The organism is Kitasatospora sp. NPDC088160 (assembly GCF_044741445.1).
Taxonomy (GTDB): Bacteria; Actinomycetota; Actinomycetes; order Streptomycetales; family Streptomycetaceae; genus Kitasatospora.
This window is the reverse complement of the sequence record NZ_JBIUSS010000014.1, coordinates 112,961-124,719: the sequence shown is the minus strand read 5'-3', so window position 1 is coordinate 124,719 and position 11,759 is coordinate 112,961. Positions and strand designations below refer to the sequence as shown.

General features: G+C 71.6%; 7 protein-coding genes. 5 read left to right on the top strand and 2 right to left on the bottom strand.

All coding sequences use genetic code 11. The features are described from left to right. Positions 1–49 precede the first annotated feature (49 nt). Positions 50–2,494, bottom strand: a complete 2,445-nt coding sequence (locus ACIOGZ_RS22955) for an endo-beta-N-acetylglucosaminidase (RefSeq protein ID WP_363628374.1) — start codon at positions 2,492–2,494, stop codon at positions 50–52. A gap of 215 nt (positions 2,495–2,709) precedes the next feature. Beyond that, a complete protein-coding gene (locus ACIOGZ_RS22950) occupies positions 2,710–3,786 on the bottom strand; it encodes a LacI family DNA-binding transcriptional regulator (protein ID WP_363581810.1) in 1,077 nt (358 codons plus the stop codon). Positions 3,787–3,956: 170 nt separating this feature from the next. Between ACIOGZ_RS22950 and ACIOGZ_RS22945 the strand changes: the two genes are divergently transcribed. The 5 genes from ACIOGZ_RS22945 (at position 3,957) to ACIOGZ_RS22925 (ending at position 11,584) form a co-directional block, all read left to right on the top strand. After that, positions 3,957–5,246 carry a sugar ABC transporter substrate-binding protein gene (locus ACIOGZ_RS22945; protein WP_363581808.1) on the top strand — a complete coding sequence of 430 codons (1,290 nt, stop codon included), beginning with the start codon at positions 3,957–3,959 and terminating at the stop codon, positions 5,244–5,246. Between the two features lie 97 nt (positions 5,247–5,343). Next, positions 5,344–6,216 carry a sugar ABC transporter permease gene (locus ACIOGZ_RS22940; RefSeq protein ID WP_363581806.1) on the top strand — a complete coding sequence of 291 codons (873 nt, stop codon included), beginning with the start codon at positions 5,344–5,346 and terminating at the stop codon, positions 6,214–6,216. A gap of 5 nt (positions 6,217–6,221) precedes the next feature. Beyond that, positions 6,222–7,148, top strand: coding sequence for a carbohydrate ABC transporter permease (locus ACIOGZ_RS22935; RefSeq protein ID WP_363628372.1), 927 nt, complete (start codon positions 6,222–6,224; stop codon positions 7,146–7,148). Positions 7,149–7,224: 76 nt separating this feature from the next. Next, positions 7,225–8,493, top strand: coding sequence for a glycosyl hydrolase (locus ACIOGZ_RS22930; RefSeq protein ID WP_363581802.1), 1,269 nt, complete (start codon positions 7,225–7,227; stop codon positions 8,491–8,493). Positions 8,494–8,542: 49 nt separating this feature from the next. Further along, complete coding sequence (locus ACIOGZ_RS22925) at positions 8,543–11,584, top strand: glycoside hydrolase family 38 C-terminal domain-containing protein (RefSeq protein WP_363581799.1); 3,042 nt, start codon at positions 8,543–8,545, stop codon at positions 11,582–11,584. Positions 11,585–11,759 lie beyond the last annotated feature (175 nt).

The following is an 11,759-nucleotide window of genomic DNA, read 5'->3' as shown; positions in this document are numbered from 1 at the left end:
GGGCGCGGGGTTGGGTGCCGCGCCCGGCGGGAGTTGCTGACGTGCCCGGTTACTGGCCCCAGGCCTCGAACTCGTAGATGCGGGCGGCCGGGTCGGTGTTCTGGGTGGGCTTGGTGACGACCAGCCGGACGTAGCGGGCGGTGGTGGTCACCGGGTGGGTGGTGGTGCCCGCGGTGTTGCCGGTGACGTCGGCGACCGTCGTCCAGGGGTCGGTGGTGTTCGAGCGGACCTGGATCGAGAAGTCGCGGGTGTTGAAGGCCGCGCTCTCGCCGCCGGCGCCCGCGTGCTTGACCACGAACTTCGACAGCTGCTTGGCCGAGCCGAGGTCCACCTCGAGCCACTTGGAGCTGTTCAGGCTGCACCACTTGTCGCCGGTGCCGCCGTTGGCGCTGCCGTTGACGGCCTTGGCCGGGCCTTCGTCGGCGTTGCACTGGCCGGAGGCGGTGGCCGGGCGGTTCAGCGCCAGGTTGCCGCCGGTCGCGGGCGGCGTGCCCGTCCAGCCGACGGTGGTGGAGGCGGCGGTGGAGCGGCCGTAGGTGGTGGAGACGGCCTCGACGTCGAGGGTGGTGGCGTCCTCGGTGCCGGCCCGGTCGAGCCGCCCGACGTAGTACGCGTCGTTGGGGGTCGCGCCGAGGAAGGTCCGGCTGCCGTCGGCGTTGCGCCGGTACACCTCGTAGTGGTGGACGTCGCCGCCGGGCGCGGCCGTCCAGGAGAGCCGCAGCGACTGGCTGGAGCCCGCCGTCACGTCGCTCGCGCCGAGGACGGTGAGGCCGCTGGGCGCCGCCGGGGCGCCCACGTCGCCGTCGTGGACGGAGATCTGGCCGATCCGCACGTCGTAGGCGGGGTCGGAGCCGTCGGCCCGGAGGGCGAGCTGGGCGATGGTACGGCCCGCGTACGGGGCGAGGTCGAGGGTGTGCCGCTCCCAGCCGGTACCGGAGTTGGCGCCGACGTCGATCGTGGTGAAGCTGTTCGGCGCGTCGGTGAAGGAGACCGCGGCCTTGAGCTTGGTGGGCCCGGCGGCCGGGGTCCTGACCACCAGGTCCAGCTTGGTGTTCGCGGCGACGGGCAGTTTGGTCTCGTACAGCCGCACGGTGTTGGCGGCGTCCAGGGTGCCGGTGAGGCGCAGCGAGGAGCCGCCCTGGTAGGCGTCGGTGAAGTCGACGGACGGGGTGAGCTTGCTGCCGCTGGAGTCGACCATCCACCGGTAGGTCGGCGGGACGTCCTGGAGGGACAGGTTGTTCCAGCCACCGGTGGCGACCCGGGTGCCGGCGGAGTTGTAGAAGTCCCCCTGCCCGGTGTTGAAGTTGGTGACGAAGGGCTTGGCGGTGATCGGCGAGGACTCGGCGACGTAGCCGGCCAGGCCGGGCCAGTTGTCGGAGGGGTTGGCCTTGGACGGGTCGTTGTCGGCGCCGACCCAGTAGCGGGCGTCCTTGGCGTAGAAGTCGGCCCGGTCGGTGGCGGACTTCCAGGTCCATTCGGGCCGGTAGAGGCCGAGCGAGGTGGTGTGCGGCTGGCCGGTCGGGAAGAGGGACTTCCAGTCGACGCCGGTGTTGTAGCCGTTGGCCTCGGTGTCGATGCCGGAGTAGAGGTCGTACTCGCTGCGGCCGAGTTGCCGGGCCAGCGCGCGGGAGGAGTTCAGGCCGCCGGAGCTCCAGTTGAAGTTCAGGAACATCGAGTCCGAGGTGCGCTTCGAACCGTCCTGGAGGAACGGGGAGTTGGCGGAGGTGAGGGCGTTCTGCCAGTTGACCGAGCCGGAGGTGGTCATGGCGTCGTACCACATGAACTCGGTGCCGCTCTTGGCCTTGCTGTACTGCATGAGGTTGCGCACTTCGGTGGCGAGGGCCGAATCGCCGCCGCCGGTCTCCTGGTTGATGAACCAGCCGTCGAAGCCGTAGTACTGGGCGGCCTGGGCGAGTTTGTCGGCGACGGGGTAGCTGTTGCCGGACTTCTGGACGAAGTCGCGGAGCCACTGGAGCTGGCCGCCGTAGGCGGCGGGCGGGAAGAAGACGGTGCCGTAGACCTTGACGCCGTTGCGGTGGGCGGCGTCGATGACGGTCGGGTTGGGGGCGAGGATCAGGCCCTCGCCGGCCGAGCCGCCCCAGAAGACCAGCTTGTCGACGTACTGCCAGTAGCCGAAGGCGTAGTAGTTGGGGTCGGCGGAGCCCTGGGAGGGGTTGTTGGAGGTGGGCCCGAAGGAGACCAGGGAGGCGATCTTCCCTTCGCCGGTGCGGGCGTTGGGGTTGGCCTTGAGGGCGGGGTCGCTGGTGCGCGGCTGGAGCGGGACGCGGGAGCGGTTGAAGCGGGCGTCCGGGTCGGTGGCCGGGTCCCAGTTGAGGATGGTGGAGGGGTACCAGTACGAGGCGTAGGGCTGGGTGCCGGGGGTGCCGGCGGCCGGGGTGGTGGGCGCCTGCGGCCCGGCGTGGGCGGCGGGGGCGGCACCCAGCACGGCGGCCGCGAGGGCGGCGCTGAGCAGCAGGGGTATCCGTCGTGACATGCGGTGGCTCCGATCGAGCGGAGGTGGGTGGGGGCGGGCCGTCGGCGTGGACGGGCCGGGTGCATGTGGGCGTGGCGGTGCGCGAGGAGGCGGGGTGACCGTGTCGCGGCTGCGGCCGGCCGCAGCCGCGACGCGGCGGGCCCGCCGGGGGTGCGGGCCTGCGGAGGGTGCGGGCCTGGGTGCGCGCCGGGCGGAGGCCGCTCGGCGCAGCGAACCTAAACCGGTTCAGGAGCGCTGTCAACGACTCGCGCAGCAACCACCCCGTCGGGTGGCTCGGCCCCCGGCGGCGAGGTGGACTCGCGCACGGTCAGCCGCGGTGTGGGCATCTGCAGGTCGCGCCCCGGGCCGGCCTCGTCGAGGGCCGCCAGCAGGCTGCGGGCGACCTGCTCGCCGAGCGCGAAGGTGTCCCGGCTCAGCGCGGTCAGCGGCGGGTGGACGATCCGGGCCAGCACCGAGTCGTCGAAGGAGACGATGGACAGTTCGGCGGGCACCGCGACGCCCATCTCCCCGGCCACGCCGAGCCCGGCGACGGCCATCACGTCGCTGTCGTAGACGATCGCGGTGGGCCGCCGGGGCCGGGAGAGCAGGGTGCGGGTGGCGGCGGCGCCCTCGGCGTCGCTGAAGTCGGTGGGCACCGACACGGCCTCCTCCAGTCCGAGCCGGCGGGAGGCGTCGCGCAGCGCGCGGATCCGCCGCTGGGTGTGCTGGAAGTGCGGCAGCCCGGCCAGGTGGGCGATCCGGTGGTGCCCGATGGCGGCCAGGTAGTCGACGATGGAGAGCATCGCCTCCCGGTCGTCGGCCCAGATCCGCAGCGGGCCGCCGCCCTTGCCGGGCCCGCCCAGGATGACGGCGGGCAGGCCGAGTTCGTCCAGCACCGGCAGCCGCGGGTCGCGGACCTGGAGGTCGACGACGATGAAGCCGTCGACCCGGTGCTCGGAGGCCCAGCGCCGGTAGACCTCGATCTCGGCGGCGGTGTCCTCGACCACCATCAGGTGCAGTGCGACGGAGCTGGCCGAGAGCACCGCCTGGAGGCCGGACAGCAGTTGGCTGAAGAACGGCTCGACGCCGATGGTGCGGGCCGGGCGGGCGATCACCAGCCCGACGGCGTCGGCCCTGGCTCCGCCGAGGGCCCGCGCGGCGCTGTGCGGGCGCCAGTTCATCTCCTCGGCGACCCGCAGGATCCGGGCCCTGGTCGCCTCGCTCACGCCGGGGCGGCCGTTGAGCGCGAAGGACACCGCGCCCTTGGAGACACCGGCCTGGCGCGCGATGTCGGCGATCGTCGGTCTGGCCACAGAACCCGACTCCTCTCTTGACATCCAAGTTTAGGCGGGAGCATAGTCCCTGGCATAGCTAGACCGGTTTAGTAAGACAGGTTCTGGAACTCGGCACCACCCCCGTGACCCAAAACCACCCCCCGAGCTCGGCACGATCCCCCACCCACCCCCAGGACCGGGAGACCCTCATGCGAAGAATCTGGGCGGCACTGACCACGACGGCGTTCACCGCGGCCGCACTCACCGGCTGCGGACTCGGCTCCAGCGAAAGCAAGAACAGCGACAGCGTGGCGAGTGCGGCCGCCACCGGCGAGGTCAAGGGCAAGGTCTCGATCCAGACCTGGGCACTCAAGCCGAAGTTCACCGACTACATGCAGGGCGTCCTCGACGGCTTCAAGAAGAAGTACCCCGGCGTCGAGGTCGAGTGGCTCGACCAGCCCGGCGAGGGCTACTCCGACAAGGTGCTCAGCCAGGCCGCGTCCGGCGGCCTGCCCGACGTGGTCAACCTCCCGCCGGACTTCGCCTTCCCGCTGGCCAAGAAGGACCTCCTGCTGGACGTCCTCAAGGCCGACCCCAAGCTCGCCGACGAGTACGTCGCGGGCGGCGTCGAGGCCTACCGCTACACCGGCCTGAACGGCACCTTCGGCTACCCGTGGTACCTCAACACCGATGTGAACTACTGGAATTCGGAACTCCTGACGAAGAACGGACTGGACCCGAAGAAGCTCCCCGCCAGCCTGGACGACCTGATCGCCCAGTCCCGGGCGATGAAGGAGAAGTCCGGCGGCCAGACCTACCTGATGAGCCGCAAGCCGGGCCTCGGCGACCTCTACAACGCCGGCGTGAAGCTCATGTCCGACGACGGCAAGTCCTTCACCTTCAACACCCCCGAGGCCGCCGCGCTGCTCGACAAGTACCGCGACGCCTTCAAGGAGGGCCTGCTGCCCAAGGACGTGCTGACCAACACCTACGTCGGCAACTCCAAGCTCTTCAACGCGGGCACGGCCGCCTGGACCACCGGCGGCGGCAACTTCATCACCAGCCTCGCCACCGACAACCCGACGATCGCCCCGAAGATGGTCTCCTCCCCCACCATGGGCGTCCCGCCGCTGTACGTGCAGGGCCTGACCATCCCGAAGAACACCAAGAACCCGGCCGCCGCCGTCGCCCTCGCCCGCTGGGTCACCAGCGCCGAGAACCAGGCCGCGTTCTCCCACCTGACCAGCGTCTTCCCGTCCACCAAGGCCTCCGCGAACGACCCGTTCTTCAGCAAGAGCGACGGCACCAACGCCGGCGACGCCAAGGTGGTCGCCTTCGACTCGCTCGCCAAGGCCAAGCTGATCCAGCCCGTCCAGGTCGACGACGCCATGAGCACCATCGTCAACCAGCAGATCGCGCTGGCCATCAGCGGCGACGCGAGCTCCAAGCAGGCGCTGGACTCCGCCGTCGAACAGTGCAACAAGCTGCTCAAGGGCTGACGGCCAGGCGCCACCCCGACCGTACCGGTCAAGCGGCGGGCCACCCCCGCCCGCCGCACCCGGGAATGACCCGCACCACCCCCAGGAAGGCAACGGCATGACCCACCGGCGTTGGTTCACCCCCTGGCTGCTCGCCGGGCCCGCGATACTCTGGCTGGCCGTCTTCAACCTCTGGCCGGCCGTCAACACGGTGATCCTGTCCTTCACCAACGCCAAGCCCCTGGGCGGCGGGCAGTTCACCGGCCTGGAGAACTACGGGCGCCTGCTCGACGACGAACAACTCGCAGACGCCCTGCTCAACAGCATCGTCTTCATGCTGGTCTGCCTGCCCCTGCTGACCATCCTGCCGCTGCTGCTCGCCCTGCTCGTCCAGCGCAAGATCCCCGGCATCACCTTCTTCCGCACCGCCTTCTACACCCCGGTCATCGCCTCCGCCGTCGTGGTGGCGCTGATCTGGGGCTGGGTGCTGGACGACCGCGGCCTGGTCAACGGCCTGCTCCAGCAGTCCGGTCTGACCGACTCCCCGGTCGCCTTCCTCACCGACCGCTGGCTGCTCCTGTTCAGCGCGATCGCCCTGACCGTCTGGAAGGGCTTCGGCTACTACATGGTCATCTACCTGTCCGCCCTCGCCAACGTCCCGCGCGAACTGCACGAGGCGGCGGCCGTCGACGGCGCCAGCCCGATCCGACGGTTCTGGCACGTCACCCTGCCCGGGGTGCGGCCGACCATGATGCTCGTCTCCGTCCTCATCTCGGTCAGCGCGCTGCGCGTCTTCTCCGAGCTGTACGTGCTCTCCCACGGCCAGGGCGGCCCGGGCGGGCGGGACATGTCGGTGGTGATGCTGATCCAGATGTACAGCCGCGGCTTCAACGGCCACCTCGGCTACGCCTCCGCGCTCAGCCTGATGCTGTTCGTCATCACCCTCGGCCCGATGCTGCTGCTGATGCGCCTGAACCGGAAGGCGGCCTGAACCCCGTGACCTCCCCCCGTTCGAAGGCCGTCCGCCGCGCTCAAGGCTCGCAGGGCTCCCGGGGCTCGCAGGGCTCCCGGGGCTCCCAGGGCTCCCGGGGCTTCAACACCCCCTCCACCGCCCAGACCGCCGGCCGCTACCTGCTCCTGGTGCTCGTCCTGCTGCTGGTGGTAGGGCCGTTCCTGTGGCAGCTCTCCACCTCCCTCAAGGGTCCCAACGAGGACGTCTACACCAGCACCCCGAGCTTCATCCCCGAACAGCTGACCTTCGGCAACTACGGCAAGGTCGCCGAGACCATCCCGGTCTGGACCTACGCCCTCAACTCGCTGATCGTCGCCGCCATCTGCATCACCGGCAACGTGGTCGGCTGCACCCTGGCCGGCTTCGCGCTCGCCCGGCTGCGCTTCCGCGGCGCCAAGCTCGTCCTCGGCCTCTTCCTCGCCACCCTGGTGCTCCCCGGCGAGGTCACCATCGTCTCCCAGTACGTGCTGGTGCGCGGCCTCGGTCTGGCCGACACCCTGACCGGCGTCGCCCTGCCCGGCGCGATCGCCATGCTCAACGTACTGCTGATGCGCACCGCCTTCGCCGCCGTCCCGCTCGAACTCGACCAGGCCGCCCTGGTCGACGGCGCCACCGTGTGGCAGCGGCTCTGGCACATCGGCCTGCCCAACGTGCGCGGCATGCTCAGCGTGATCGTCATCTTCACCTTCATCGGCGCCTGGGACGACTTCCTCTGGCCCCTGATCGTGCTCAACGACCCGCAGAAGTACACCCTCACCGTCGGACTCCAGTACCTCAACGGCACCTTCTCCGCGAACCCGCGGCTGATCGCGGCCGGCACCATGATCGCCTTCCTGCCGATCGTCGTGGTGTTCGGCGTCTGCCAGCGCTTCTTCTTCAAGGGCGTCGAGGAGGGAGCCGTCAAGGGTTAGGCCCCGGCCGGACGTGTCCGACGATTCCTGACCCCACCGCCCGTTCGCCCCACACCCGTTGAGGACTCACCCGCCCATGAGCAACCCCGCACCGCAGCGCCCCCGCTTCGGCGTCAACTACACGCCCAGCGCCGGCTGGTTCCACCACTGGCTCGACTTCGACCTCGACGCCGTCCGCGCCGACTTCGACTCCATCGCCGCACTCGGCCTGGACCACGTCCGGGTCTTCCCGCTCTGGCCGCTGTTCCAGCCCAACCGCACCCTGATCCGCCCGCGCGCCGTCGAGCAGCTGGCGGCCCTGGTGGACGCGGCCGGCGAACGCGGCCTGGACGTCGCGGTGGACGGCCTCCAGGGCCACCTGTCGAGCTTCGACTTCCTGCCCTCCTGGACGCAGACCTGGCACCGGCGGAACATCTTCACCGACCCCGAGGTCCTCGACGGCCAGGCCGCCTACCTGCGCACCCTCGCCGAGGCGCTGCACGAGCGGCCCAACTTCCTCGGCATGACGCTCGGCAACGAGATCAACCAGTTCTCCGGCGAACCGCACCCCGACCCCGACCGGATCACCCCCGGGCAGGCCGACGCCTGGCTGCGCCGGATGCTCGACGCCTGCGAGCAGGGCGCGCCCGGCCGGATGCACCTGCACGCCTCCTACGACGCCGCCTGGTACCTGGACGAACACCCGTTCACCCCCTGGCACTCGGCCCGGATCGGCGCCGCCACCGCCGTGCACTCCTGGGTGTTCAACGGCACCGCCCAGCGCTACGGCGCCCACTCCACCGCCACCGCGCAGCACGCCGCCTACCTGGTCGAGCTCTCCAAGGCCTGGGCGGACGACCCGGCCCGCCCGGTCTGGCTGCAGGAGGTCGGCGCCCCCGCCCCGCACATCACCGCCGAGGACGCCGCCCGGTTCACCGGCGCCACCGTCGAGGCCGTACTCGACTGCCCGGACGTGTGGGGCGTCACCTGGTGGTGCTCGCACGACGTGGACCGGTCGCTGGCCGACTTCCCCGAGCTGGAGTACAGCCTCGGCCTGCTCACCACCGACCGCGCGGTCAAACCGGCCGGCGCTCGGCTGGCCGAGGCCGCCGCCGAGGCGCGCCGCTCCTGGCAGCCGCCCCAGCCGCGCACCACCGCCGTGGTGGTGGCCACCGGGGACGAGGTGACCGCGCCCAAGCGCTCGGCCTGCGGGCCCGGCGGCGCCGTCTACGAGGCGTTCATGCGCCTCGCCGAGGCGGGCGCCCGCCCGACCACCGTCCTCGCCGAACACGCCGAGGACCAGGCCCACCTGGCCGCGCGCGGGATCACCGAGGTGGTCCACCCGGACGACGTACGTTCTCTCTGACCCTTCGCCTCAGCCGTTACCCCTCAGTCACGCAACGGAGCCCGCTGACATGCACGATGACCGCACGCTGGTCGAGTCCCGCCTCAAGCGCGTCCTGGACGAGCGCATCCGCCCGGCCGTCTACCCCGAGTCCGTCCCGCTGGAGGTCGGCATCTGGACGGCACCCGGCGAGCCCGTCCCGGTCGCCGAGGGCCTGGCCGCGCCGCGCACCCCGATCGCGGTCGGCGACGCCTGGGGCGCGCCGTGGGGCACCAGCTGGATCACCGTGACCGGCACCGTGCCGCAGGCCTGGGCCGGGCGGACGGTCGAGGCGCTGATCGACCTCGGCTTCGACGCCAACATGCCCGGCTTCCAGTGCGAGGGCCTGGTCTACCGCCCGGACGGCACCCCGGTGAAGGGCCTCAACCCGCAGAACCAGTGGGTGCGCATCGCCGCCCCCGCGGCCGGCGGCGAGCAGGTGCTGCTGCACGTCGAGGCGGCCTCCAACCCGGTCATCCTGGACTACCACCCCTTCCTGCCCACCGAGTTGGGCGACAAGGACACCGCCGGCGACCAGCCGCAGTACAAGCTGACCAGGATGGACCTCGCCGTCTTCGACGAGACGGTCTGGCAACTGGTGATCGACCTGGAGGTGCTCGGCGAGCTGATGGCCGAGCTGCCGGTGGACGGCGCCCGCCGCTGGGACGTCCTGCGCGCGGTCGAGCGGGCGCTCGACGCGATCGACCTCCAGGACGTCAACGGCACGGCGGCCGCCGCCCGTTCGGAGCTCACCGACGTGCTGGCCGCGCCCGCCGTGCCGTCCGCGCACCGGATCAGTGCGATCGGCCACGCGCACATCGACTCGGCCTGGCTCTGGCCGCTGCGCGAGACCGTCCGCAAGGTGGCGCGCACCACCGCCAACATGACCGCGCTGCTGGAGGACGAGCCGGACTTCCTCTACACCATGTCCCAGGCACAGCAGTTCGCCTGGATCAAGGAGCACCGCCCCGAGGTGTACGCCCGGGTGCAGAAGGCCGTGGCGGAGGGCCGGTTCGTCCCGGCCGGCGGCATGTGGGTCGAGTCCGACACCAACATGCCCAGCTCGGAGGCGATGGCCCGGCAGTTCGTGCACGGCAAGCGGTTCTTCCTGGACGAGTTCGGGGTGGAGAACCACGAGGCGTGGCTGCCCGACACCTTCGGCTTCACCGGCGGCCTGCCGCAGATCATCCGCAACGCGGGCTCCAAGTGGCTGCTGACGCAGAAGATCTCGTGGAGCCAGATCAACAAGTTCCCGCACCACACCTTCCTCTGGGAGGGCATCGACGGGACCAGGATCTTCACCCACTTCCCGCCCGTGGACACCTACAACTGCTCCATGAAGGGCAGCGAGATCGCCCACGCGGCACGGAACTTCAAGGACAAGGGGGTGGCCCGGCACTCGCTCGCCCCGACCGGCTGGGGCGACGGCGGCGGCGGCACCACCCGCGAGATGGTCGCCAAGGCGGGCCGGATGAAGGACCTGGAGGGCTCGGCCACCGTCCGCTGGGAGAAGCCCGCCGAGTTCTTCGCCAAGGCCGAGGCCGAGTACCCGAACCCGCCGGTCTGGGTCGGCGAGCTCTACCTGGAGCTGCACCGGGCCACCCTGACCAGCCAGGCGAAGACCAAGCAGGGCAACCGGCGCAGCGAGAACCTGCTGCGCGAGGCCGAACTCTGGTGCGCCACCGCCTCGTTGCGCACCGGCGCGGCTTACCCGTACGAGCAGCTGGACCGGATCTGGAAGACCGTCCTGCTGCACCAGTTCCACGACATCCTGCCCGGCTCCTCCATCGCCTGGGTGCACCGCGAGGCCGAGGCGACGTACGCGGCGCTGGCCGCGGAGCTGGACTCGCTGATCGACGGCGCCCAGCAGGCCCTCGCCGGGGACACCGCCGGCGGGCGCGAGCTGGTGTTCAACTCGGCGCCGCACCCGCGCTCGGCCGTCCCGGCCGGCGGGGCCGCCCCGGCCGTGCTCGGCTCGGGCGCCTGCGAGGTCATCGAGCGGCCCGAGGGCGGCTTCCTGCTGCGCAACGGGCTGCTGGACGTGGTCGTGGACGCCGACGGCCTGGTGGCGTCGGTGGTCGAGGTGGCGAGCGGCCGGGAGACCGTCGCCCCCGGCACCCGGGCCAACCTGCTCCAGCTGCACCCGGACTTCCCCAACATGTGGGACGCCTGGGACGTCGACCAGTTCTACCGCAACACCGTCACCGACCTGACCGCCGTGGACGCGCTGACGGCGCTCTCCGCCCCCGACCAGGCCGCCGTCCGGGTGGCGCGCTCCTTCGGCTCGTCCACCGTCGTCCAGACGCTCACCCTGCGGGCGGGCGAGCAGCGGCTCGACATCGACACCGAGGTCGACTGGCACGAGACCGAGAAGTTCCTCAAGGCCGCGTTCCCGCTGGACGTGCACACCGAGCGGTACGCCGCCGAGACCCAGTTCGGCCACCTCTACCGGCCCACCCACACCAACACCAGCTGGGACGCCGCCAAGTTCGAGGCCTGCAACCACCGCTTCGTCCACCTCGACGAGCCCGGCTGGGGCGTCGCCCTCGTCACCGCCTCCACCTACGGCCACGACGTCACCCGCGCCGTGCGCGACACCGACGGCGGCACCACCACCACGGTCCGCTTCTCGCTGCTGCGCGCGCCCCGCTTCCCCGACCCGAAGACCGACCAGGGCCTGCACCGCTTCCGGCACGCCCTCGTCCCGGGTGCGGCGATCGGCGACGCCGTCCGCGAGGGCTACCGGATCGGCCTGCCCGAGCGGCGCGTCACCGGCACCGCCGAGCAGGTCGCGCCGCTGGTGCAGCTGGACAACGACGCGCTGGTGGTCAGCGCGGTCAAGCTCGCCGACGACCGCAGCGGCGACCTGATCGTCCGGGTCTACGAGGCGGGTGGCGGCCGCGCCCGGGGCCTGCTCACCACCTCCTACCCGCTGGCCGGTGCCGTCCCCTGCGACCTGCTGGAGCGGCCCTGGGACGGCACCCGCGGCGAGGTGGCCGTGGAGGACGGCGCGGTGCGGCTGGCGCTGCGGCCGTTCGAGCTGGTCACGCTGCGTCTGAGCGCGGCGGGCTGAGCACCGCCGGCTGACGGGCGGGCGGGGACCCGCCGTTTCGGGGACCCGCCGTTCGGAGCCCCGCTGTTCGGGGCCCCGCTGTTCGGGGCCGCCGTTCGGGGTCTCGCACCCCCGCCCACCGCGCCCCGCATGCCGCACTACGCTGATCGGCGCCCCGGCCCGCCCGCCGGGGCGC

Bases quoted from the DNA above. Each gene is read 5' to 3' on its own strand.
- ACIOGZ_RS22955 (WP_363628374.1), bottom strand. From the start codon at position 2,494: ATGTCACGACGGATACCCCTGCTGCTCAGCGCCGCCCTCGCGGCCGCC.
- ACIOGZ_RS22925 (WP_363581799.1), top strand. From the start codon at position 8,543: ATGCACGATGACCGCACGCTGGTCGAGTCCCGCCTCAAGCGCGTCCTG.
- ACIOGZ_RS22945 (WP_363581808.1), top strand. From the start codon at position 3,957: ATGCGAAGAATCTGGGCGGCACTGACCACGACGGCGTTCACCGCGGCC.
- ACIOGZ_RS22940 (WP_363581806.1), top strand. From the start codon at position 5,344: ATGACCCACCGGCGTTGGTTCACCCCCTGGCTGCTCGCCGGGCCCGCG.
- ACIOGZ_RS22930 (WP_363581802.1), top strand. From the start codon at position 7,225: ATGAGCAACCCCGCACCGCAGCGCCCCCGCTTCGGCGTCAACTACACG.